The 25,068-nt window shown below is 41.1% G+C and carries 21 protein-coding genes; 9 read left to right on the top strand and 12 right to left on the bottom strand.

The features are described 5' to 3' along the window. Window positions 1-5 precede the first annotated feature (5 nt). From P8629_RS10225 to rfaD, 3 genes are read right to left on the bottom strand one after another with little or no spacing between them, the layout of a single operon-like run. Window positions 6-1,058 carry a polysialyltransferase family glycosyltransferase gene (locus P8629_RS10225; RefSeq protein ID WP_278166037.1) on the bottom strand — a complete coding sequence of 351 codons (1,053 nt, stop codon included), beginning with the start codon at window positions 1,056-1,058 and terminating at the stop codon, window positions 6-8. Next, complete coding sequence (waaC, locus tag P8629_RS10220) at window positions 1,051-2,091, bottom strand: lipopolysaccharide heptosyltransferase I (protein WP_278166036.1); 1,041 nt, start codon at window positions 2,089-2,091, stop codon at window positions 1,051-1,053. The genes P8629_RS10225 and waaC overlap by 8 nt, the downstream gene beginning before the upstream one ends. A 2-nt stretch (window positions 2,092-2,093) precedes the next feature. Further along, window positions 2,094-3,062 carry an ADP-glyceromanno-heptose 6-epimerase gene (gene rfaD / locus P8629_RS10215; protein ID WP_278166035.1) on the bottom strand — a complete coding sequence of 323 codons (969 nt, stop codon included), beginning with the start codon at window positions 3,060-3,062 and terminating at the stop codon, window positions 2,094-2,096. A 101-nt stretch (window positions 3,063-3,163) separates the two neighbouring features. Here rfaD and P8629_RS10210 point away from each other — a divergent pair, with 101 nt between their 5' ends. The 5 genes from P8629_RS10210 to panD all read left to right on the top strand — a co-directional run bounded on the left by P8629_RS10210 (window position 3,164) and on the right by panD (window position 9,957). Next, complete coding sequence (locus P8629_RS10210; protein ID WP_278166034.1) at window positions 3,164-3,847, top strand: tyrosine-protein phosphatase; 684 nt, start codon at window positions 3,164-3,166, stop codon at window positions 3,845-3,847. A gap of 4 nt (window positions 3,848-3,851) precedes the next feature. Continuing rightward, window positions 3,852-5,600 (top strand): lipid A export permease/ATP-binding protein MsbA, encoded by a 1,749-nt coding sequence (gene msbA, locus P8629_RS10205; RefSeq protein WP_278166033.1) that lies wholly within the window; start codon window positions 3,852-3,854, stop codon window positions 5,598-5,600. Next, entirely contained in the window at window positions 5,587-6,507 is a 921-nt protein-coding gene (locus P8629_RS10200) for a lysophospholipid acyltransferase family protein (RefSeq protein WP_278166032.1), read from the top strand. The genes msbA and P8629_RS10200 overlap by 14 nt, the downstream gene beginning before the upstream one ends. A gap of 140 nt (window positions 6,508-6,647) precedes the next feature. Next, window positions 6,648-9,437, top strand: a complete 2,790-nt coding sequence (gene ppc, locus P8629_RS10195) for a phosphoenolpyruvate carboxylase (RefSeq protein WP_278166031.1) — start codon at window positions 6,648-6,650, stop codon at window positions 9,435-9,437. A 130-nt stretch (window positions 9,438-9,567) separates the two neighbouring features. Beyond that, entirely contained in the window at window positions 9,568-9,957 is a 390-nt protein-coding gene (gene panD / locus P8629_RS10190; protein WP_278166030.1) for an aspartate 1-decarboxylase, read from the top strand. Window positions 9,958-10,023: 66 nt separating this feature from the next. Here panD and P8629_RS10185 read toward each other — a convergent pair whose 3' ends face one another. From P8629_RS10185 to pcnB, 6 genes are all read right to left on the bottom strand, one after another. Next, entirely contained in the window at window positions 10,024-10,806 is a 783-nt protein-coding gene (locus P8629_RS10185) for an OmpA/MotB family protein (RefSeq protein WP_278166029.1), read from the bottom strand. Beyond that, window positions 10,806-11,573: a motility protein A gene (locus tag P8629_RS10180; protein ID WP_278166028.1), complete on the bottom strand. Its 768-nt coding sequence runs from the start codon at window positions 11,571-11,573 to the stop codon at window positions 10,806-10,808. Before P8629_RS10180 ends, P8629_RS10185 begins: the two co-directional genes overlap by 1 nt. An 82-nt stretch (window positions 11,574-11,655) precedes the next feature. Beyond that, entirely contained in the window at window positions 11,656-12,507 is an 852-nt protein-coding gene (gene panC / locus P8629_RS10175) for a pantoate--beta-alanine ligase (RefSeq protein ID WP_278166027.1), read from the bottom strand. Between the two features lie 4 nt (window positions 12,508-12,511). Further along, entirely contained in the window at window positions 12,512-13,297 is a 786-nt protein-coding gene (gene panB / locus P8629_RS10170) for a 3-methyl-2-oxobutanoate hydroxymethyltransferase (RefSeq protein ID WP_278166046.1), read from the bottom strand. 8 nt (window positions 13,298-13,305) lie between these two features. Further along, on the bottom strand, window positions 13,306-13,809 hold the full coding sequence (gene folK, locus P8629_RS10165; RefSeq protein WP_278166026.1) for a 2-amino-4-hydroxy-6-hydroxymethyldihydropteridine diphosphokinase: 504 nt from the start codon (window positions 13,807-13,809) through the stop codon (window positions 13,306-13,308). A 10-nt stretch (window positions 13,810-13,819) separates the two neighbouring features. After that, window positions 13,820-15,274 (bottom strand): polynucleotide adenylyltransferase PcnB, encoded by a 1,455-nt coding sequence (pcnB, locus tag P8629_RS10160; protein WP_278166025.1) that lies wholly within the window; start codon window positions 15,272-15,274, stop codon window positions 13,820-13,822. A 302-nt stretch (window positions 15,275-15,576) separates the two neighbouring features. Here pcnB and P8629_RS10155 point away from each other — a divergent pair, with 302 nt between their 5' ends. From P8629_RS10155 to P8629_RS10140, 4 genes are all read left to right on the top strand, one after another. Further along, a complete protein-coding gene (locus tag P8629_RS10155) occupies window positions 15,577-16,161 on the top strand; it encodes a rhodanese-like domain-containing protein (RefSeq protein WP_278166024.1) in 585 nt (194 codons plus the stop codon). Between the two features lie 193 nt (window positions 16,162-16,354). Continuing rightward, on the top strand, window positions 16,355-17,359 hold the full coding sequence (gene trpS, locus P8629_RS10150) for a tryptophan--tRNA ligase (RefSeq protein ID WP_278166023.1): 1,005 nt from the start codon (window positions 16,355-16,357) through the stop codon (window positions 17,357-17,359). 296 nt (window positions 17,360-17,655) lie between these two features. Continuing rightward, window positions 17,656-18,861 (top strand): efflux RND transporter periplasmic adaptor subunit, encoded by a 1,206-nt coding sequence (locus P8629_RS10145; protein ID WP_278166022.1) that lies wholly within the window; start codon window positions 17,656-17,658, stop codon window positions 18,859-18,861. A 2-nt stretch (window positions 18,862-18,863) separates the two neighbouring features. Continuing rightward, complete coding sequence (locus P8629_RS10140) at window positions 18,864-22,013, top strand: efflux RND transporter permease subunit (RefSeq protein ID WP_278166021.1); 3,150 nt, start codon at window positions 18,864-18,866, stop codon at window positions 22,011-22,013. Between the two features lie 278 nt (window positions 22,014-22,291). On the opposite strand, the gene P8629_RS10135 is transcribed toward P8629_RS10140, so the two are convergent. The 3 genes from P8629_RS10135 to P8629_RS10125 all read right to left on the bottom strand — a co-directional run bounded on the left by P8629_RS10135 (window position 22,292) and on the right by P8629_RS10125 (window position 25,064). Next, the gene (locus tag P8629_RS10135; protein ID WP_278166020.1) at window positions 22,292-23,869 is read right to left on the bottom strand and encodes a SulP family inorganic anion transporter; all 1,578 of its coding nucleotides are present in this window, start codon (window positions 23,867-23,869) and stop codon (window positions 22,292-22,294) included. A 346-nt stretch (window positions 23,870-24,215) separates the two neighbouring features. Then, window positions 24,216-24,530: a pyrimidine/purine nucleoside phosphorylase gene (gene ppnP / locus P8629_RS10130; RefSeq protein WP_278166019.1), complete on the bottom strand. Its 315-nt coding sequence runs from the start codon at window positions 24,528-24,530 to the stop codon at window positions 24,216-24,218. Between the two features lie 84 nt (window positions 24,531-24,614). Then, window positions 24,615-25,064 carry a DUF2721 domain-containing protein gene (locus tag P8629_RS10125; protein ID WP_278166018.1) on the bottom strand — a complete coding sequence of 150 codons (450 nt, stop codon included), beginning with the start codon at window positions 25,062-25,064 and terminating at the stop codon, window positions 24,615-24,617. Window positions 25,065-25,068: the final 4 nt, after the last annotated feature.

Genomic DNA, 25,068 nt, shown 5'->3' with positions numbered 1-25,068 from the left:
CCTCTTTATGTTTTATTAACAACCGTAACGTCAAATAACTTCATAACTGACAACAAAGGTCTTTCATAATCATTTTTTGTTTCAATATTTGCGATTACATTCAAATCATTCCTAAGCATTTTCGCAGTCAACATTACCGTGGTGTAGTCCCCAATAATATAGGCATGATATTTTAAGAATGGGATCAAAAACTCAAATGCCAAGGCACTTGGAAGAATCATGACATTATCAAACTGTTTCAAACCAAATAAATCTTGATCTTCAAACCTAGGATGGTATTTAACTCCAACTATTTGGCCTTTTGCGATTTTACGTTGAATTTGAGATTTTAAATTATCAACGTAATTCGGCATTTTTTTTATATCATTCGGATGAGGCAGAATAAAACAGACATCCATATTCGAGACAGTGGCAACATCACATTGAAATGAATCCAATAATTTAGCTGTCCAACTTTTTAAACAGCTATTATTGAACTGAGATAAATCCAGCTTTTTTACTTTCCTATTAATCAGACACGATAATGCTTTTTCCGGTGAGATCAGGATTGATTGATTGATATAAGAAGAGCAGCCGGGAGTATGCGGTTCTCGCCACCATAAACCATAAAACAGTTTTTTAATTAAACTATTTACAGTATATTTCAACCACGATCTCTGCCAAGCTAAATAACTATAAAGACCATCATCCAAATAGCTTGCGGTAATATTTTTGTGTCTTAACGTTAACTGATGCACTACAAATTGAAATTCAATTCGACGATCACTTCCGGCCACAACCTCTCTAATGTCATATTCGTCTATTAATGACTGTAAAAATTTAAAATTAGACTTACGCTCTTTTAATTTTTGAATACCTGAAGCCTTCCCGTACAAAGAAAAAACTTTTTTAAATGGAGAGCATGATAACTTTTCAAGTTCTGAAACATAAGGAGTTATGAACTTCTGATCAATAAAAACAAGAATGCAATTTTCTTCTCGGCCAAGTGCATCTATGAAACTCAGTAGTAAATTAAACGGAGTTGAAGGCACATAAAGGCAAATCTGATGATTATTCATTCAACTTCTTTTCCAAAGTATAAATAACAGTCTCAACATCAAGGCTTTCTAAAGATAAACGCTTCTGTTTATTCGTTTTAAATTTTTTGAGGTAAGCTTTAGAAAGTGGAGAGCATAAACATTCTACATAGCGCCCTTGGGCACCAACAATTAAAGGATCTGTTACCCGATACAAAACCACCATGGGTACATTTAAAGCGGAAGCAACATGAGACAACCCGGTATCAACAGAAACAACAAAATCTGAAAACTTTAATATTCGAGCCATAGTACTCAAACTAAGTGGTGCATTGGGCACCCAGGCCTGGTTATTTTTAACCGATTTCGCAATACGCCTGGCACGCTCAAACTCTGCTTGTGTTCCCCAGGGCAGCACAACTTTTCGCCCGTTTTCAACCACTTTTTGAAGTAACTCTATCCAATAGTCTTCTGGCCACAACTTTGTATCCCAAGTCGTTCCGTGTAAAAACACGCTATACACATCATCGCCAAACAGCTGAGTGAGCTCAGCAGGTTTAGACCAATCGGCAGTATTCAATCCATAGCGAATAGGAGAATTTAATGAATAATCATAGTTTAACGCTGTAGAAAAAAGTTGTCTGAGTCGCTCAATGGCATGTTGACTTTTAGGTACATGGATTTTTTCATCGTAACCCAAACTGGCTAGTGGCTCACGCGCACTATGCCAATCCAGACCGACTTTTTTACCCGTTTGAATTTTTCGTACAACCCACAAGCTTTTTAACAAACCTTGTGCATCAATCACAAAATCGTAATGATGTTGATTTACTTGCTGAAAAAATGCCTGCACGGCTTGGCGTGTTTCTTTTTTCCAAAAGGTTTGGCGCCACTTTCGTAGTTCAATTGGAAATACTTCATTTACTACTGGATGCCATTCGGGGATTTCAGAAAAAGACTTTTCCACCACCCAGTCCACTTTCAAACCAGGGATGGCTTGCATTGCATCGCTTAATGCAGGAAAGGTGTGAAACACATCTCCCATTGAGGACATTTTGACAATTAAAACCCGCATTATTATTTTGAGAAGTCCAACACTCTTGGGTTATCACTTAACCAGCGCAGGTATTTCCGCACACCTTCCGCAACTGTATGGAAAGGTTTGTCATATCCCGCTTCCCTTAAGCTCGAATTATCGGCTTGCGTAAAGCTTTGATACGCCCCTTTTAATCGATCTGGAAAAGGAATATATTCAATTTCACCCTGTCCATGAAAATCAATCACGGCATCCGCAATGTTTTTAAAGGGTTCAGCCGCTGCAGGTCCTAAATTAAAAATACCCGACTGTTCAGGATTTTCCATAAACCAAAGATTTACATTCACCACGTCTTCAATAAACACAAAATCGCGCGTTTGCATGCCCGCTTCATACCCATCATACGCGCCAAATAATTTTAATTTCTCGCCCGCCAACACCTGGTTATGCAGTTTAAAGGCTACACTGGCCATATCTCCTTTATGCTGCTCACGAGGCCCATACACATTAAAATAACGAAACCCAGCAACCTGGCTTTCAGCAAGAGGCAAGATACGTCTTACATATTGATCGAATTGAAACTTTGAGTATCCATATACATTCAAAGGTTTTTCATATTGCCGTTCTTCGATAAAAGTTGGTCCATCGCCATAGACAGCGGCTGACGACGCATATAAAAAAGGAATTTTTCGATTTAAACAATAATTCAGAATATCTTTAGAGTACTCATAGTTATTGTCCATCATGTACTTTCCATCCCATTCTGTTGTCGCAGAACAAGCACCTTCGTGAAAAACACACTCAATATCAGGCAAGCCTTCTTCAGCGAAGATACGGGATTGAAAGTCTTCTTTATCCAGATAATCTGCAATATCACAATCGGCAATATTAATGAATTTTTTACCATTCTTAAGATTATCAACGACCAAAATATCCGTTCGCCCTTGGGCATTTAAAGTTTTAACGATATTAGAGCCAATAAACCCCGCGCCACCTGTAACAACAATCATCAGACTTCCTTCAAAAAATACGAATGCTACAATTTTATCATTTTATCTGACACCAAAAAGAGTAAAATACCTCCTTTTTAAAGCAATATCTTGAGAGCTCAATGGCATTATTACAAACTAGGTGGCACAAAATAAAAGCATTATTTGAGGCATGGATTATAGACCATGAAATTCTTCGTGCTTTTTACCGCAACTTCCACAAGCTTTCTGAGAATGCTTATAGAAGTAATCACCCGGCCCCAAGAACAATCAAATCACTAAAAAAAAATTTGGGCATCAAAACCATTATTAACCTAAGAGGTCAAAACAGCTCTACCTTTAACCGAAATGAGTTCTCTGGACAATATAAACTTGAATTTGATGCTTGCCAAAAACATGATATTAAACTTTATACATTTAGGTTCTCATCAAGAGATCTCCCACAAGTAGATGAAATCATAGCCTTTAAAGAATTACTTAAAAAAATTGACTACCCTGTATTGCTGCACTGTAAATCGGGTGCTGACAGAGCAGGATTAGCCAGTACACTTTATTTGCATTTCATGAAGAACCAGCCAATTGAAAACATTCACCAGCTTGGTTTAAAATTTGGCCATATAAAGTGGGCAGAAACAGGCATATTAGATTATTTTTTTGACTCCTTTAAAACTTTTCACGAAACGCATCCTGACATTGAATTTATTGATTGGGTACAAGAACACTACGATAGAGACTTATTAAACAAAAACTTTAGAACTAATGCGCTCGGAAAATTCATTGTAAATAAAATTCTGCGCCGAGAATAAAAATATGAAAAAAGAAACTCGAATACTTTATTCAAGGTTGCTCAGTTACATCAAACCTTACTGGAAAAAAGTCATATTAACACTGGTTGCATTACTCGCTGCAGCAGCAATGGAACCACTCATGCCGGCACTGCTAAAGCCACTTGTTGATGACAGCTTAATTGCTAAAGATCCCCAATCAATCATTCAAATACCTTTGCTCATTTTATTGGTATTTGTTGTAAAAGGAGTGGCTGAATATATTAGCAAGGTCTCCAGTGAATGGATTGCCCACAAGGCAATTTTAGACATTCGGTCAGAAATGTTTGTAAAAGTTAACAACATGCCTCTTCAAAAACACTATGAATATACGACAGGCAAACTCCTATCTAAAGTTACTTATGACGTTCCTCAAGTAGGAAACTCGTTAAGCGAGGCATGGATTATCATTATTCGAGATTCAATGATCATCATTGGGTTAACTGGTTTTTTACTGTATACATCTTGGCAATTAACACTTCTAATGCTTATTATTGGGCCCGTGATAGCTATAATCATTGATAGAGCAAGTAAGCTCATGCGTAACTCCAGTAAAGAAATGCAAAATAGCATGGGAGAACTAACACAAAGACTAGAAGAAGGGCTGAACGGACATCGAGATATTAAACTCTACAATGCTGAAAAATATGAAGAAAACAGATTCTTCACCACTGCAGAAACCCTCAGACGACACACGATGGATGTGGTAAAAGTATCGGCGCTTAACGTACCTCTTGTTCAAATTTTAGCTGCCACTGCTCTATCAATTGTCTTATATGCCGCTTCACTAATGTCTTCTAAGGACCTTTTCACTCCTGGTGAATTTATCGCATTTATAACGGCAATGGCCATGATTTTTGAGCCCATTAGACGCCTAACCAACATTAATGAAACAATTCAAAAAGGAATGGCTGCATCTGAAAGCATTTTTGAGCTACTTGATCAACCAGATGAACCTAATAAAGGCTCTATAAAACTAGAAAACTGCCAGGGGCATATTACATTTGATAACGTAACATTTCGTTATCCCAATTCAGAAAAAACAGCTCTAAGACAACTTAACCTAACGATTGCATCAAAAAAAACAACGGCATTGGTTGGACAATCCGGTAGCGGGAAAACAACTTTGGCCAACCTCATTTCCCGCTTTTACCAAATTAAAGACCACGATGGTAAAATCACTATTGATAATATCCCTCTCAACGAGATAGAACTTACAAACCTCAGACAAAACATAGCTTTTGTGAGTCAAAATGTCGTTCTATTTAATGATACGATTGCATCTAATATTGCCTATGGACATGAAAAGTTTGATGAACAGGCGATTATCAACGCTGCAAAAGCAGCCCACGCTTGGGAGTTTATCGAAAAACTTCCTGAAGGATTAAACACCATTATTGGTGATAATGGCACTTTACTCTCTGGAGGACAACGCCAACGCTTAGCGATTGCCAGAGCCTTTTTGAAGAATGCGCCTATCTTAATCATGGATGAGGCCACCTCGGCATTAGATAACCAAAGTGAAAAACTGATTCAAGAAGCCATGAACACACTTAGACAAAATAGAACTGTGATCATTATCGCGCACCGTTTAAGCACCATTGAGAATGCAGATAACATTATTGTGCTGGAAGAAGGTACGCTTAAAGAACAAGGAACACACGATGAACTGATTGCCTTAAATTCTATTTACGGCCAACTTTACAAACAAGGCAGTCTCAGTGAGCAAGCTTAAGCCAACACAAAAGTTTAAACTCCAATTCCTTTGTCCTAAATACTGGGGAATATGGCTTGGTTTTTTACTGCTCAGGCTGATCAGCTTTTTACCACGCACTTTAAAATTTTTTACCGGAAAAAAAATTGGGCAGTTGCTTTACTATATTGCCCCCTCTCGGAAATCACTGGCTCGAAAAAATTTACAGTTAAGCTTTCCAGACACAGCTGAAGAACAGATTGAAATTATCCTAAAAGAGCACTTTGAATCGTTAGGAATCAGCTTAATTGAAACCACCATTAATCTATGGGGGAGTCACCGACACCCTCATAAGAAAAATGAAAAAATGCCATTTTTTACCTTTCATGGCTTAGAAAATCTACAAAAGTATCCGGGTCAAGGATTGTTGTTCGTTGTACCTCATTTCACGACAATTGAAACGACTGGATTAATGTTGTCTCATGTTACCCCTTTCCGTCCAATTTACCGTCAACACGATAACCCTTTAATGGAGTACCTCATAACCAAGAGTCGAACTTCAACACAGGATTCAGGACAATCGGTAGTACCCTTAGCAAATACCAATACTCGCGCCATGATCAAAGCACTTAAAGACAACGAAAACATCATGATTCTACCTGACCAGCGCTACAGGGCAAAAGGAAGCATTAAAGTGCCTTTTTTTGGTGTTGACGCCCCCAGCAATCCGGGCATTTGTAAATTGGCTAAATTGGGAAATGCTAAAGTGCTGCCGGTCTTTACAAAACGCGCAGAGCAACATTATGAAATCACAATTCTCCCAGGCCTGGACAATTTTCCGTCCGGTGATGATTATTCAGACATTTTAAGACTACACCAACTTTATGAAGCTGAAATAAAAACGAACCCTGCACAATACTTATGGACTCACAATCGCTGGGACCTCTAAAAAGAACGTGATTTTTAACTTTTTCGTGCGCAAAATTTCGAAAACTCTATGATTTTAGCGACTCGTCGCTCATATTTATGAGTGGAAAAATGCTATAATCCCTTAATATTTTTAAATTTAAATAAGCAACGGAACAAATAATGGCTAAGGAACTTCGTGATAAACAACTTCGATCTCGTGTAAAACTACTGGGTTCATTACTCGGTGAAGTTATTGAAACACAAGTTGGTAAAACCACGCTTGATGCAGTTGAAAAACTTAGAAAAGGTTATATCCAACTGCACGAAAAAGAAAACCCTGAGTTACGCAAAGAACTCAAAGCCTTTATTGAAGCGCAAACGCCTGACAACCTAATATTGATCATCAGAGCGTTCAACCTGTACTTTAGCTTGGTCAACCTCGCTGAAGAAGAGCACCAGTTCCACGAAAGACAAAGCCAGTTAAAATCAGACGGCCCTTTATGGATGGGTTCGGTTTTGAATACCATCAGTGAATTTAAGCAAGAAGGACTAGTTGCTTCTGAAGTTGAATCATTAATTAATAAGCTTTGCTACATTCCCGTCTTTACAGCGCACCCAACTGAATCAAAGCGTCGCGCTGTAATGGAAAATTTACGTCGAATTTTCTTAACCCTAGGCGAATTGAATGAAGCAGAAGCTTACAACAACCCTTATGCACAAGAAGAAGTCATCAAAAAGCTTCAATACCAAATTCAAGTTCTTTGGAAAACCGATGAAGTTCGTCGAATGAAGCCAACAGTAGAAGATGAAATTCGAAATGGTATTTATTATTTCCGTCAATCTCTGTTCAAGGCTGTGCCGACCGTTTACAGATATATGGAGCGTGCACTTGCTCGCCACTATCCAGAAGACAATATCCAAACCCCTAATTTTCTAAATTTTGGATCATGGATCGGAGGAGATCGTGATGGAAACCCGTTTGTCACACATGATACGACCATCAATGCATTGCTCATGCAAAGTCGTGCGGCAATCTATGAATACCAAAAACGTATATATGAACTCAGTTCACATTTAACTCAGTCGCGTTATATTTCAGACATCAAACAAGAAGTTATTAATCGTGCCACGATTATTGATGCCGACTTACAGGAGCGCGTTTTTCACAAACGTTCTGATCGTTTCCGTGATGAACCGTATCGACGCTTCTTATACTTGATTCACGGCCGTCTACAAGAAAACCTGAATTATATCGAAGCCCAACTGAACGATGAAACGGCCGAAAAACCGAAATTTGGTTATAACAGTGAAAAAGATTTCTTGGATGACTTGGAACTTATCTATGACTCACTATGTAGTCATGGTGATCAAGAAGTAGCCGACGCCAACCTGAAAGACCTGATCCGTTTGGTGCAAACGTTCGGTTTCTACTTAATGCGTTTAGATATTCGCCAAGAATCAACGGTTCACACAGATGCGGTTGCTGACCTTCTGTCACATTTAGGTATCGACTACGTAAGTTTATCAGAAGCAGAAAGATTAGACTTATTAGCACAGCAAGTCTCATCTCCAACCGTCATTGATACGCAACATCTAGATTTAAAAGAAATGACCGTTGAAGTATTAGAAGTCTTCAATGTCATGCGTAGAATGCGCGAAGAAATCAGTGAAAAAGCGTTCAACAACTACGTTATTTCTATGACACATGAAGCCAGTCATGTCATGGAAGTACTCTTCCTAGCGCATCAAGCGGGACTTGCTGGGTACAATGCGGGAGAACCTTATTGTAAAATTCGAGTTTCCCCTTTATTTGAAACAATTCAAGATTTAGAACACATCGTTCCAGTAACCTCTGCACTCTTTGATAACCCGACATACCATGCGCTTTTAAAAGCGTCAGGGAATCAACAAGAAATCATGCTGGGTTACTCAGATTCCGCTAAAGATGGTGGTAACCTATCATCGGCTTGGACCTTATACCAAGCTCAGCAACAAATTATGCAGCTTGCAGATGAATACAAAATTGATTGTCGTCTATTCCACGGCCGCGGTGGAACAGTTGGTCGCGGTGGCGGCCCAACACACAGTGCCATCTTGTCTCAGCCGACAGGAACCGTTCGAGGTGAAATCAAGTTCACAGAACAAGGTGAAGTTCTGTCTTACAAATATAGCAATGCTGAAACAGCGATGTATGAGCTCTCAATGGGCGTTACCGGCTTAATGAAAGCCAGTAAATGCCTTGTTAAACCTGCTCAAAAAGACAGTCCTGAACATCTGGAGGCCATGCAAAAACTGGCCAAAGAAGGTGAGCATGCTTTCAGAGAATTAACCGACCACACCGAAGGGTTCTTTAAATTCTTCTACGAAGCAACGCCTGTAAATGAGATTGGCTTATTAAACATTGGGTCAAGACCATCGCATCGTAAAAAAGGCAACTTATCAAAGTCATCGATTCGTGCCATTCCATGGATCTTTGGTTGGGCGCAAGCGCGCCTTACTTTCCCTGCTTGGTATGGTACCGGGTCTGCATTACATAACTGGATGCAAAACCAGAACCCGGAACAATTGAAAGAAATGTATGAAAACTGGCCTTTCTTCAAAGGCTTATTGAGTAATATACAAATGGCACTATACAAAACAGATTTAATCATTGGTAAAGATTATAGTGAACTTGGTCAAGATCAGACGCAAGCACAGCATATCTATAATATGATTTCTGAAGAGCATGTTCGTTCGGTAGAAACTTGTTTAGAAATTAGCGGTAATGAATACCTAATGGCGGACACCCCACAAGTTGCTCTCTCATTAACACGAAGAACACCTTACTTAGAGCCGTTAAACCATATTCAGATAGCGGTATTAAAACGCTACAAAGATGAATCTCTTTCTGATGAAGAGCGTGAAAAATGGTTAACACCGCTCTTAAACAGTATTAATGCAATTGCTGCAGGCATGCGAAATACAGGTTAATCTATTGCAAGTTAATAATTGCACATATTGTTAATGAATGTTCGTTAACAATATGTGCTTTTAAACACTTTTAAAAAAAATAAGTTATAATCTGCCACTCGCAAATTTATTCACTGAAAAGGTTCATAGCATGCAAATTACCTTGCTAAAATCTAAACTCCATCGTGTGACCACTACGCACTCTGAACTTAATTATGAAGGTTCATGTGCCATTGACGCTCATCTTTTGGAAGTTGCAGGCATTCGTGAATACGAACAAATTCAAATTTACAATGTCAACAATGGTAACCGCTTTACCACTTATGCTATTCGAGCAGAAGAAAACACTGGGATTATCTCAGTTAATGGCGCGGCTGCACACAAGGCAGCACCTGGTGACTTGCTGATTATCGCAACCTATGCAAGCATGGATGAAAAAGAGGCTGAGGAATTCAAACCGATTATGGTTTATTTTGATGAAAATAACCAAATCAGCCATACTCGGAACACGATACCAAAGCAAATGCAGCAAATGGCTTAGTATTACCCCTCATCATTTTAAAGCCCAATTTTGATTGGGCTTTTTCTTTTGTAAGCACTCGTATTATTATTCTATTTCAATCTTCTGACCCTTGATATGCTGATGCGTATGAGGAATCAAAATAATCTCTACACGACGATTTAAAGCATAAGCCGCTTCAGTGTCTCGATCATCAACTGGATGAGTATCTGCCACCCCTATCACTTGAGCCTGGTCAGGTGTGATAATGCGATCGTCGATGAGCTGCTGAATGACGGCAGCAGCTCTCGCACTGGATAACTCCCAGTTCGACTTAAAACGACCACTGCTAATCGGTCGTTTATCAGTATGTCCAATTGCCTTGACCAAAAGCGTGTTATCAATATGTTTTTTTAACTTTTGAAGTTGCGCTGCAAAGCCGGGCTTTAGATCCGCCTCGCCGGTCGGAAATGAAATTCGTTCGGGAAAAGACACTTTAACTTGTTGCCGGTCTTCATCGATCGTCACTTCGATATTACTGTCATGTTGAGACCGTTCATAGGTTTTCGCAATGCTTTCATACAAAGGCTTAAGCTTTTCAGGCAAAGGTTTTGAATCCGAATTCTGATTTAGATTTGAACTCAGTTCTGGCTTAGCCTGTTCTGATGGAATAGGATTAATTCGTTCTGTTTTTTTGAAATACTCCAACTGAACTTGATTCAATCCAGAACCATGTCCAAGTGTATTGGTCAGTGATTCGACAATCCCTTCATATTTCTTAGCATCCAGAGTGGACATGGCAAATAATAAAACAAAAACAGCCATCAACAATGACATTAAATCTGCAAAGGTCGCTAACCAGGTAGGACAATCGTCAGACTTCTTGACCATCAGGCAATCACTTCTTCAGATGAAGGTTTATTTTCCAGATAAGGAGACAACAATTCACGCATCATACCAGGGTTACGCCCTTCACTTATTGCCATCAACCCTTCAATAATCATGAATTGACGCACAGACTCTTCTTGCACCCAAGTGTTAATCTTATCGGCCATTGGCAAAGCAAACAAATTGGCAATCATGGCACCATACAATGTCGTCAGCATAGCAACCGCCATTGCTGGACCAATCGAACTCGGATCAGATAAGTTAGACAGCATCTGAATCAAGCCTACCAAAGTCCCAATCATGCCAAACGCAGGCGCCGCGCCGCCAATTGAAGCAAACACCCCGGCACTGGTTGTTGCGCGCTCTACAAATATTTTATTTTCTTCCATTAAAGAGCGTTTAATCACCTCTTTGGAATACCCGTCTACCAGCATTCGAACACCATGCCGATAAAAATCATGATTCACTTCGTATTTATCCAATACCAAAAAACCGTCTTTTCGGGACAGTCTTAATAAATCTTCTGTTAAATCAACCAGTTCGTTTTTATCTTTAATATCATTTGAAGGTAAAAGAACGCGAAAAGACATCCCAATAGCGTGAATAGCTTCTTTAAGAGAATACCGAATCATCGTCGCCGCAACCGTACCACCAATAACGATCATCAGGCCGGGAAGGTTCACAAAAATAAGAATAGAAGATCCCATCGACATCGCAGAAATGACAATAGAGATCCCAAGGAATAATCCAATAAACGTTGAAAAGCTCATGACGTAAAATTCATACCTACTTCAATAACAGCCAGGTCTGGCTATTTTTATTTGGTCTTTATGCAAACTTTGCCAACCTAAATCACATAATGACTAAAATATTATCTAACAAACGTGTATTTCCCAGTTTTGCGGCGGCCAAAACAACCAGCGACTTATCCTCTACCCCGGGATTTTCTAAAGAAACCGAATTTAAAACCTGTATATAATCAACCGAATCAAATCCATCAGATATCACTTGTTGAACAGCTGACTGACACAAAGATTCGTAATTTCGGTTACCAGACTGAATCGCCATCTCAACTGATTGTAGCGCAACAAAAAGCTTAGGCGCGATTAATCGTTGTGATTCTGTTAGGTATTGGTTGCGTGAACTAAGTGCTAAGCCAGCTTTATTCCGCACAATAGGGGCACGAATCAATGTTATCGGCATGGCTAAATCTTCAACCATTTGTTGCAACACCGCAAACTGCTGAAAGTCTTTTTGACCAAAAACGGCAATATCCGGTTGAACCATATTAAACAATTTCGCCACCACGGTAGTCACCCCATCAAAATGGCCAGGGCGTTTGTCACCTTCTAAAATCCCAGTCATTTTTTCAGGTGCAGTCACCAGGGTTTGTGTTTGTCCATGGGGATACATTTCATCCACAGATGGACAGAAAATAGCATCTGCTTGATATTGCTGAAGTAAGCTTTTATCAGCCTCAAATGTTCTCGGATACCGATTAAAATCCTCATTCGGGCCAAACTGGAGCGGGTTCACAAATACGCTGACAATGACTTTATCGCTTTTTTGTCGAGCCTCTTCAACCAGACTTAAGTGTCCGGCGTGAAGATTTCCCATTGTTGGTACAAACCCAATGGTTAAACCAGCTTCACGCCATTTTTGAACACTTGAGCGCAAGGCATCAACCGACTCCAATACATCCATATTTTTATCCTACACAGTGCTCAATGGCAGGAAATCGAACATTTTTGACATCTGCAACATATTGCAATAAAGCCGTTTGAATCGAATCGGCTTCAGACAAAAAATTCTTTGAAAATTTCGGCGCCTTACCAATCGTTAAACCAAGCACATCATGCAAAACAAGCACCTGACCATCGGTTTCATGCCCTGCGCCAATCCCAATCACTGGAATCGATAGCTTTTGTGTAATTTGTTTCGCTAACGCTGCAGGCACACACTCCAACACCAGCATATCCGCACCGGCGTTTTCTAACATTTCCGCTTCGTCCAGTAATCTTGCAGCTGATTCAGCTTCTTTTCCGGCAACTTGATAGCCTTTCTTCTGTACTGACTGAGGCAGCAACCCCAAGTGACCACAAACAGGTACACCTAAGTCGGAAAGTGCTTGAACCATTTCAACCACCCTTTTCCCACCTTCTAGCTTCACCATATTCGCCTGGCTTTCCTTCATCAATCGAGCAGCAGCATCTAAGACCGTTGATAAATCCATATCTGACATAAAAGGAATATCTGCAATACACCAGGCCTGGTGATTTTTTCTTTGCACCATTTGCGTATGATAAACCATGTCATTCAACGTGACGGGTAAGGTATTTTGGTGGCCTTGCACCACCATGCCTAAAGAATCCCCTACCAGAATGACATCAACCCCTGCTTCGACAGCCCAATATGCTTGACTGGCTTCATAGGCGGTTAAACAAGCGATTTTCTCTCCCGCTTGTTTCATTTTATGAAGTTTTGTTAACGTCATCATCTCTTTCAACTCTTCTCTACTTTTCTATCAGTCATTATAAACCCTTCCGGCAATTCCGAGATTAAATCCTTTATTCTAGAATGGTTTGGCAAGATTAAATCAGGCGAAATTTCAGCCATTGGCAAAAGCACAAAATCTCTTTCTATCATAAAAGGATGCGGAATAATTAAACGTTCCGTATGAAGGGTTTCATGACCATACAACAAAATATCTAAGTCAATTAAACGCTCACCCCAGTGACGTTTTTTGACTTTGCCTTGAGACGTTTCAAACGCCTGCAAACGATCCAGTAATTCAATTGGGCTTAATTGCGTCTTCAATAAAGCAACAGCATTCACAAAATCAGGTTGATCCTGTGGGCCTTGCGGTCGAGAAGAATACAAGCTGGAATGAGAGACCCACTGAGTGTTTGGCAAGTCTTTTAATGAGTCTAGCGCTTTTAACACCTGCATTTTAGGATCAGAAAGATTACTTCCCAATCCAATATACACCTCTTGCCATACTTTCATATCAACCGATTTAATCGTTAGAAGCTGAGCTGGATTCTGACGCTTTATTTGGGTTTTGATTACTGCGTTTACGATACGGATTACGGTTTCGTCTTGGACGACGACGCCCGGACTGATTTTTTTTAATATCATTGGCAAAAGCGACTTGCTGAACACTGTCGAGTGTCTGATATTCAGTCCACCAGTCAAACACCTCTTTAACCGAATCATCTCCAGCTGCGACGCGAACACCCATAAAGTCATAAGCAGCTCTAAAACGAGGGTGTTCAAAAAGTTTTTGTGGACGATTCCCCTGACGGTTCAACAAACGAAATTGCAAGCTCCAAATATCTTTGATTTGAGCAGTAAAACGTTTAGGAATTGACGTCGAATAAATTTGCTGATCAATGACATCATTCGCAGATGCAAACATCGCATCTTGCCGAGTGTAATCTTCAGCCAAATGTTGTTCCATGCGTTGCAACATTGGCTCCCAGAGCATGGCAGCAAACAAGAATGAAGGGTTCACCCCTTTATTGGCTTGTATTCTGGCATCGGTACTCTTTAATGCTTCAATCACCAGCATTCTTGGGAACCCTTCAGACTCCATCGACAAAAGGTGATGCGTTTGTGGGAACAAAAACGTAAACAGACCAAAGTGTCTCAGTTTTTCAAACACTTCTATTGCAACGCCGCTGTGGAACAATTTCAGCACTTCTTCAAACATACGGGCATGGGAAACATCTTTTAAAAGATGCGCCAATTCATAGATTGGGGCCTTGGTATTTGGTTCAATTTCAAAACCAAGCTTGGCGGCAAATCGAATAGCACGAATCATCCGCACCGGATCTTCGCGGTAACGCATTTCAGGGTCACCAATTAAACGTAACTGCCCTTTCTCGATATCTTCCATTCCGCCTGAATAATCCAACACGGAGAAGTCACGAATATTGTAATACAAACTGTTAATGGTAAAGTCACGGCGCCAAACATCTTCTTCGATGCTGCCATAGACATTATCTCGAACCAATCGCCCTGTATCATCCACTGCACGGGTATGATTGACTTGCTTGCGGTTTCTGCCGGCTGTCTTTTTCCCATCGCCATCACCTCGAAAGGTTGCGACCTCAACCACATTACGACCAAAATAGACATGCGCTAAACGAAAGCGACGACCAATCAAGCGACAACGACTTTTAAAAACCCCTTTAATCTGCTCAGGTTCCGCATTTGTGACCACGTCAAAATCTTTAGGCTCCAACCCCAGCAAAATATCTCGTACCCCACCGCCGACTAAATAAGCATCATAACCGGCTCTTTTCAGGCCATATAAAACATCCAAAGCTTCTTTATCGATTTGACGACGTGAAATGCCGTGTTGTTTGCGTTCAACAACTTTTAATACCGGGGGTTCTGAAAAATGGTTAGAAGTGCTATTAGAATCCGAAGAGAAAAAAGATTTAACTTTATTAAAAAATCGTTGCATATGTATTAAGAAAGGTTCGTATGGTTAAAGCAAACATTTTAACGACTTTTCACCAGACTGCAATCAGAAGCGAAGAATAACGTCCAATATACGTCATATTTCAACAAAACCTGGTTGATATTGTCTGTTTTCATTCATAACCACCTTTAAACCTCTTCTCATTACCGACCTATAAACCAATAATTTTTTTCTATCATTATCAATAAGATGAACTTATCACTCAATTCAAACTTTATATTATTGTTTTCTTATAAACTAAGGTAAATTACTTAACTGTTTTTTGACATCAACAGGAGATAATAATGAAAAAAACACTTATGCACTCTGTAACGGCTTTGACTTTGATCTTTTCGATTAACAGCTTTGCCTCCCCTGCGCCAACGGATCCAAAAAAGCAAACCCCACAAGGGCTGTACGCGGATTCTAAAGAAACCTATGCCATGATGAAAAAAGACCCAAGTGTCATTTTGGTGGACGTCCGTACGCCAGAAGAATGGCAATTTGTAGGCTATACCCCTATGGCACAGATTATGATCCCTTCTGTTAATTTCGATTTTACTAAGATGGATGATAAAAAAGCTCGCTTCGCTGATAAGGTCAACGACAACTTTGTTGCTGAGTTCGAAGCCAAGCTATTTGACCTTGGTGCTGACAAAAACACCACCTATGTTCTAATGTGCCGCTCAGGTTCTAGCCGTGCACAGCCTGCCGCCAAAATGCTTTATCAATATGGCTACAAAAACGTTTATATCATGACTGACGGATTCGAAGGTGGAAAACTAAAAAGTGGTGACCATAAGGGTTATCGCCTAAAAGCCGGTTGGAAATACAATGACCTGCCTTGGAGCTGGAAAATAAAGCCAAGCCAAGTGTACACGCCGATGTAACCAGGTTAAATCAAATAACTTAAAAACAATTCGTCGCTTGCCAATTCAAAGGCCAGCGGCGTCACTCCCTCCCTTATTTCTTATCGCTTTTTCGCTTGAAACATGCGAAAATATCGCGCTTAAAATCAATTTAAAAGGCTTATTTCAATACGCCTGATACTCTTTAAATCTTTTTAACTTACGGAAAACAGCAATGAGCAAACCGACTTTATTCAGTGGTATTCAACCCTCTGGCGACCTAATGATTGGAAACTATATCGGATCAATCAAAAATTGGGTAAACATGCAGGATGATTACGATTGTCTGTTTTCACTGGTTAACATGCACGCCATTACGGTTGAACAATCTCCAGAAGAACTGGCAAAACGCAGCTTGGACTTTGTCGCACTATATTTAGCAAGCGGCATTGATCCGGATAAAAGCACCGTTTTTATTCAATCTCACGTGCCTGCTCATGCTGAACTTGCCTGGATTTTAAATTGTTCAACCTACATGGGCGAACTGAACCGTATGACGCAATTTAAAGACAAGTCACAAAAACACGCGCAAAACATCAACGTTGGTTTATTTGACTACCCTGTTTTGATGGCAGCCGATATTTTGTTATATCAAACCGAAATGGTTCCTGTAGGCGCCGATCAAAAACAACATCTGGAATTGGCACGAGACATTGCAACGCGTTACAACAACCGTTTTGATCGTGATATTTTCAAAGTGCCAGAGCCTTTCATTCCGCCAGCAACCTCCGGGGGGCGAATCATGAGCTTACAAGACCCAACCTGTAAAATGTCAAAATCGGATGAAAACAAAAATAACTTTATTGGATTACTGGACGACCCAAAAACCATCATCAAAAAATTCAAAAAAGCCCAGACAGATTCAGGCTCAGAGATTTCTTACGACGTGGAAAATAAACCCGGTGTATCGAACTTACTTACGATCTATTCTGTTATCAGTGGTCAGTCTATCGAGGACGTGGTGGGGCATTTCGAAGGTAAAATGTACGGTCACTTAAAGGTCGAGCTTGGCGAGTTAGTTGTAGAGTATCTAAAACCGATTCAAGATAAATTCCACGAAATCCGAACGGATGAAGCCGAACTAAAGTCGATTCTGAAAAAAGGCGCTCATCAGGCACAAGAAAAAGCACAAAAAACGTTACACGACGTTCAAGAATCAATTGGGTTTGTTTTACCGTAACTGACTTTTTACTAGAAATGACCAGGCCTGGCCATTTCTAGTAACGCCCTCCCCCTTTCTTTTGTTAACCATTTAACCTCTAACCCTTCTATTTTTCGCCCCTCATTTAATAAACTTACAGTTTGTAGGCTTGATTATTTTATTCAAAAAAAACTAAAATGTTACATATTAGTAACGCACTATCATTTATAATCAACCTCTAACGATTGAAATAGTCGGAATTGGCCGTCATCTCGATACCGTTAGACATAAATGCCCCCTTCAACCACAAAATTAAATTAATGGAAGGTACACAAATGAAAGGCTTTCTAGCGTCTCCTTTTTTAAAGACTGGCAAATTGCTTTTAACCATTGGAATTATTTCCAGCTTAACGGCTTGCGACATGCTTGGACTAGGGGAAGACAAACCTCAACAAGCCAAACAAAAAAGAATGCCGCAAGTGAGCGTTCTGACGGTTCAAGAAACCACTGTACCTAAAATGTTTTCCATGACAGGTCGGGCGGAAGCATATGCCGTTGCTGAAATTCGCCCTCAAGTTGAAGGCATTATTACCAAACGATTATTTAAAGAAGGGTCTTTGGTTAAAAAAGGCGACATACTCTATCAACTCGACGATGCCAGTTACCAAGCGTTGTATGAAAATGCCAAGGCGGCGATTGCTCGATCAAAAGCGCTCTTGACTAATGCCCAAATTAAAGTAAAGCGAAATGAACGTTTGGTTAAAATCAATGCCGTCAGTGAGCAGGTACTGGATGATGCAAAAGCCTCGTTAAGAGAAGCGAAAGCCAATCTAGAAGCCAACCAGGCTGCTTTAAAAACCGCCTCTATCAATCTTGAACGCACCCAAATAAAAGCCCCCATCAGTGGTCAAATTGGTCGCTCTACCGTTACCAAAGGCGCGCTGGTTACAACGAATCAAGCCAATATACTAGCGACGATCCAGCAGTTAGATCCGATTTATGTCGATTTTTCTGTGCCGTCTAATTACGCCATGACCTTAAGAAAAGCCATGACGACAAAAGAGAATCAAAAACTGGCACAACATGAACCACATATTTTGTTTGAAGACGGCACAGAATACGAACATACTGGCAAAATTCAGCTTTCCGAGTTTGAAGTTAACCGATCAACCGACTCTATCATCTTAAGAACTGAATTCCCGAACCCAGATGCGATGTTATTACCCGGAATGTTTTTGCATGGCAGCATTATCATCGATTATCAAAAAAATGTTTTTCTAATTCCAAGTTTAGCTTTGCAACGTGACGCAGTGGGCAACGCCTTTGTGATGACGCTGAATTCTGAAGGTATTGTCACCGTTAACCCCGTCAAGGAAAAAGGGCTTTACGAAGATAAGTGGATCATTACGCAAGGCCTCAAGGCGGGGGATAAAGTCATTACCAAAGGATTGCAATATATTCGACCAGGCGTAAAAGCGGCTATTATCGGTGCGCCTGCATCCAAACAAAAAGCAACCTCAAACGCTAAAGAAGGACAGTAATCATGTCAGAAGAGACTGCACATAAACGTCGTCAATCTTTTGCGACCTTTTTTATCAATCGTCCTGTATTTGCTTGGGTCATCGCCTTTTTGGTAATGATTGCAGGTGCCATTTCGGTTGTGAGCTTACCCATTGCGCAATTCCCAGCAATTGCACCACCAACAATTGCCATTACCGCTACTTACCCGGGCGCTTCTGCCAAAACCATTGAAGACACAGTGACTCAAATCATCGAAACTAAGATGAAAGGGTTAGATGGACTGATGTATATGTCCTCTACCAGTGAGTCAACGGGACAAGGCACAATTAGCCTGAGCTTTAAAACAGGCACCGATCCTGACATTGCACAGATGCAAATACAAAACAAACTGCAGACCGCCATGTCTTCATTGCCTGAATCCGTTCAAAAACAAGGGATTCAAGTCACCAAATCCGTTAAAAACTTTTTAATGGTGATTGGTTTTATTTCACCAGACAAGAGTTTGAATGCGATTGATCTAGGCGATTATATTGCCACTCACGTCATTGATCAGATCAGCCGTGTTGAGGGGGTGGGTGACGTCGTTCAGTTCAGCTCAGAATACGCCATGCGTATCTGGGTAGACCCGTATAAACTAGCAAAATACAAGCTAGTGCCTGCAGATGTCGTGAACGCGATTAGAGCCAATAATGCAGTGGTCACTGCAGGTCAGTTAGGCGCTGTGCCAGCCGTTGAAAACCAGCCCATCAATGTCACGGTAAATCTGCAAAGCCGTTTAAAAACGACTGATGAGTTTAAAAATGTCGTCATCAAAACCGCGCAAGATGGCGCCACCATTAAAGTCTCCGATGTCGCGCGTGTCGAAATAGGGGCGGATACCTACACCAAACTGGCTCGATATAAAGGCGCACCTGCGGCTGGTTTTGCCATCAAACTGGCATCTAATGCCAATGCGTTGGAAACGGGTGATCGAGTCATTAAGCGCATGGAACAACTGTCTAAGTTCTTCCCTGCCGGAATGGATTACGTCAATGCGTATGATACGACACCATTCATCAAACTTTCGATTGAAGGAGTGGTTCAGACTTTAGTGGAAGCAATTATTTTAGTGGTTTTAATTATGTACCTGTTCTTAGGGAACTTGCGTGCCACCCTAATTCCAACCATTACCGTCCCTGTGGTGTTATTGGGAACATTCGGCGTTTTGTCTTACTTTGGCTACACCATCAACACCTTAACCATGTTCGCCATGGTACTCGCCATCGGGCTACTGGTCGATGATGCCATCGTGGTGGTCGAAAACGTCGAACGGGTCATGCATGAAGAAAACTTGCCTGCCAAAGAAGCGACACGTCGTTCCATGAATCAAATTTCCGGTGCATTAATCGGGATTGGGTTAGTCCTCAGTGCGGTTTTCTTACCGATGGCTTTCTTCCCTGGATCTGCCGGTGTCATTTACCAACAATTTGCGGTCACCATTGTTTCAGCCATGGTGCTTTCGGTAATGGCGGCGTTTATTTTGACGCCTGCCTTATGTGCAACCATTCTAAAACCTGTGGACAAAGAAGCGGAATCAAAAGGCTTTTTCGGCTGGTTCAACCGTAATTTTGACCGAGCGTCCAATGGATATGGCAAGAGCGTGAGAAGCATCATCAAGCACCGATTTGCTTTCTTTGGTCTTTATATCGCCATTGTGGCAGCGGTTGGTTTTTTGTATCACAAAACACCGGCAGGTTTCTTGCCAAACGAAGACCAAGGTTTTATGTTCAGTCAAGTCATGATGCCGTCAGGGGCCACACGTGAAGAAACATTGGCTGTCGTGAAAAAACTGGAAAACCATTTTCTGAATACAGAAAAAGACAATATCGAAGGGTTATTCACGGTATTGGGCTTCAACTTCTCAGGTACCGGTCAAAATACCGCAATCGCCTTTGTTCGACTCAAAGACTGGTCGGAAAGAACCGAACCTAGTCAAGGGGTGCAAGCAATTATTGGCCGCGCCATGGGTGCCTTTAGCCAAATCAAAGAAGCAATGGTTTTTGCCTTCGGCCCCCCTGCTGTTTTAGAACTTGGGAATGCCAGCGGGTTCGACTTATATGTCAAAGATAATATTGGTATGGGGCGTGAGCAGCTCTATAACGCACGGAATCAGTTACTGGGCATGGCTAGCCAAAACCCAAACTTAATAGCTGTGCGTCCTAATGGCCAAGAACCGGCTCCTGTGTTGGGTGTAACGGTTAATAAACAAAAGGCAGAAGCGCTCGGTCTGTCCGTTGCTGACATTAACCAATCCCTTTCAATTGCTTGGGGAAGTGCCTATGTCGATGACTTCATCAAGCAAGGCAAAGTGAAAAAGATTTACGTTCAATCTGAAGCCGATTATCGCTCAACACCGGAAAATTTCAATGACTGGTATGTACGAAATCAAGACGGTGAAATGATTCCGGCATCTTCGTTTATCAACACTTATTGGACAAAGGAATCACCTAAGCTGGAACGTTACAATGGGCAACCAGCACTTGAGGTTCTGGGAATGTCACCGCCTTCGGTGAGCTCTGGTCAAGCAATGGACACCATTGAAGCCTTAAGCAAAAAACTCCCTAAAGGTGCCAGTATTGAATGGACCGGCTTGTCTTATGAAGAAAAAGCCGCTGGCGACAAGGCATACTTACTGTATATCCTCTCCATACTGGTTGTTTTCCTGGCATTGGCGGCCTTGTATGAAAGCTGGAGCTTACCGATTTCAGTCATGTTGATTGTGCCACTAGGGATCCTTGGAACCTTAATCGCAGCCTTCTTAACAGGAAAGCCAAGTGACATTTACTTCCAGGTTGGCCTGCTCACCATTGTCGGCTTGGCCACCAAAAATGCCATCTTAATCGTCGAATTCTCTAAAGAATTGGTAGATGATGGTATGGATGTCGTTGAAGCAAGCATTCGTGCCGCCAGAATGCGTTTACGCCCAATCCTAATGACCTCTTTGGCCTTTGGGTTCGGTGTCTTGCCACTTGCGCTAAGCTCCGGAGCAGGTTCAGGAGCGCACAATGCTATCGGAACCGGTGTGTTAGGAGGGATGATCAGTGCCACCGCATTGGGAATCTTCTTTGTGCCGATGTTCTTCGTGATTGTTGAGCAGTGGTTTATTAAAAAGATGAAACCCCAGACCACATAACATCACTGAAAAATCAAAAAAATAAGCTCTAGAAACGACCAGGCCTGGTCATTTTTCTAGGGCTTTTTTTATATCCTGTTCACCTGTCGTAAATCATCCATCGTAACAGTACTCATGAACACCGAACGTTAACTCAATATGCTTTTATGCTCCCTTTCCTTTCTATCTACTTTTCTCATACACCAACTTATCAGACATAAAAAAACCTCGCTCAGGTAATCCTGGCGAGGTTTTGTATTAATCCCGTTGATCAAGTCAATCAACGTTAGGCAGAAAACTTATTTCCCGAGAGATACGTGATAGTGTGGATCTTCCGACACATTCACTTCTACTAAGTTTTCGGCATCTTTTAGTAATGCCTGACACTCTGGGCTCAAGTGTTTTAACACTATTTTTTTGCCTTCCGCTTTATATTTTTGGGTCACATTGTTAATCGCTTCCACTCCGGTATGGTCATAAACACGCGAACGTTGGAAATCAATCTGAACACATTCCGGATCGTGTTTAGGGCGAAACATTTCAATAAAGTTTTGAGATGACGCAAAGAACAAAGGGCCATTGACACGATAAATCTTACCTTGCTTACCGTCAATTTCTAGCTCTTCGGTTTCCACCATGACTTTCTGTGCATGTTGCCAGGCAAATACCAGTGCGGATACAACCACCCCTGCAATAACGGCAATCGCTAAATCGAAAATAACGGTCAAAACCGTTACCAACACCATGACAAACGTGTCCATTTTCGACATCCCGCGCATGATATTCCAACTCGACCAGTTAAACGTCGCAATCACCACAAAGAACATCAAACCAACCAATGCGCCAATCGGAACCATCTCAATCCAAGAAGAGGCAATCAATACAATTACTAATAACCCGAGTGCGGCCGAAATACCAGACAAGCGGCCTGTTCCTCCCGAACTCACATTAATCATTGACTGACCAATCAATGCACAGCCCCCCATGGTACCAAAAGTACCCGCAGTACAGTTTGCTGCACCTAATGCGATACACTCACGGTTACCTTGACCACGTGTTTCAGTGATGTCATCAATCAAGGTCATAGTCAACAATGATTCAACAGACCCGATAATGGTTAAAATAATGGCATAAGGTAAAATCACCCAAAGTGTTTCCAAACTGAAAAACCCTTCCGGTAGTGCCGTAAACCAACTCAGACCTTGGAAACCACCTTCATTTCCATCACCAAACACCAAGGATTCTAACGTTCCTGAAACGGAAGCTTTATCCCCTACTGTCACAGCATTCATATCAAAAAAGATTACTGCAAGCGTCACGAGGACAATGGCTGCTAACGCGGAAGGCACGGCTTTTGTTAAGCGCGGCAATAAATAAATAATTGCCATGGTCGCAATGATAATCCCAACCATAATCATTAAGGCATCGCCACTTAACCAAGCGCCTGTTGGGTCTTTAAACTGGGTAAACTGCGCCATTAAAATGACCAAAGCCAGCCCGTTAACAAACCCTAACATAACCGGACTGGGCACCATTCGGATAAACCGTCCCCATTTCATCCAACCAATAAATATCTGAAACACTCCCATCATTATGACCGCAGCAAATAGATACGAAGCACCATGCTCCATCACCAAATGCATCATAACCACGGCTAATGAACCAGCAGCAGCAGAAATCATACCTGGACGCCCACCAAAAACAGCGGTGATAAAACCAACAATAATGGCAGCATAAAGCCCAACTAACGGGTGAACTCCAGCAACAAAGGCAAACGCCACTGCTTCTGGGACAAGAGCTAATGACACCGTAATACCAGATAATGTATCTGCTTTATATTTACGCCAATCAAAAGCGTTGGGGGAGGCTTGATTCATTTGAAATCCTTTCTTAATTAAGACCGCGCAAATTTTACCAAAAAAAGCGTAAAATTAAGGTATTAATCAATACAACAAAGATACTAAAAAAACACTAACTCAATAAATTTAAAGGAAAAATATGTGGATTAACCATATCGGCGAAATCATGATTGCCGTTTTTGGCTTACTGATTTTGGTTCATTTCGGATTACATTTTTATTTTAAACTGCTCAAACGAAAAAAAGAAAAAGAGAAAGGTTCATCAAAAAAAGAAACGCCTTGAATGGAGGACTTCAGTCAAACACGTTGAAGTAAGCTAAAAATGACCAGGCCTGGCCATTTTTAGTCGATAAATTAAATCAGATTAATCTATATAAGAGCAGCTGTAATCTGCAACGGTATGTACTTTAATACCAAACTTTGAGTTTGCAGGCACATTAAAAGACTCGCCCGCAGAAATGGACTGCCATGCTGTTTCACCCGGAAGCAAGACTTCAACGTCACCCGCCAACATTTCCATAATTTCTGCCGCTTCTGTACCAAACTCATACTCACCAGGTAACAATAAACCCAATGTTTTTTTAGAGCCATCTGCAAATAACACCGTGCGACTGCTGACTTTTCCATCATAGTAAACGTTCGCTGCTTTAACGACCGTCACATTTTCAAATTGAGACATCATTTTTCCTTCATCAAACCAATTAAAAACGCGCGCCATTATAGCGGAAAGCATTGACAAAAATATGCTTTAAATTCATTCAGGTTAATGAGAAGCGAAATAAATCTCTCTTAAAAACAATAACAAGCCGATAATCAAAGCCCCCATCGCGACGATAAACAAAACGGCGATTGCCAGAGAGCCATTAAAGGCAAAGAAAGCGCTTAAAAACATGATCATAATCACCAACGCCACAAACAGCCCTGTCATGGTGCAGGCTAAAATCGCTTGGTTTAACAGATGCCGGCGTTTTTCCAATGCTTGTCTTTGCAGCCTGATATCGCTCGAGCGCTTATCAATTGGGTTCTCCGTTTTCTCGGTCAACAATAACCCATTGAGTCTTTCAGATTTTTCAACAATTCGAGAAAGCCGGCTGACCAACACCCCCAACAAACTTCCTACCCCGGCTAAAAGGAAAACCGGAGCCACGGACAGTTGAATCAGATGAGACACCGTATTGACCGAACTCACTTCAGAAGAAAATAGCTCCAGCATGATC

The sequence above is a fragment of the Hydrogenovibrio sp. 3SP14C1 genome (assembly GCF_029625905.1).
GTDB lineage: Bacteria > Pseudomonadota > Gammaproteobacteria > Thiomicrospirales > Thiomicrospiraceae > Hydrogenovibrio.
The sequence above is the reverse complement of the archived record's forward strand: the minus strand, read 5'-3'. Positions and strand labels throughout refer to the sequence as shown.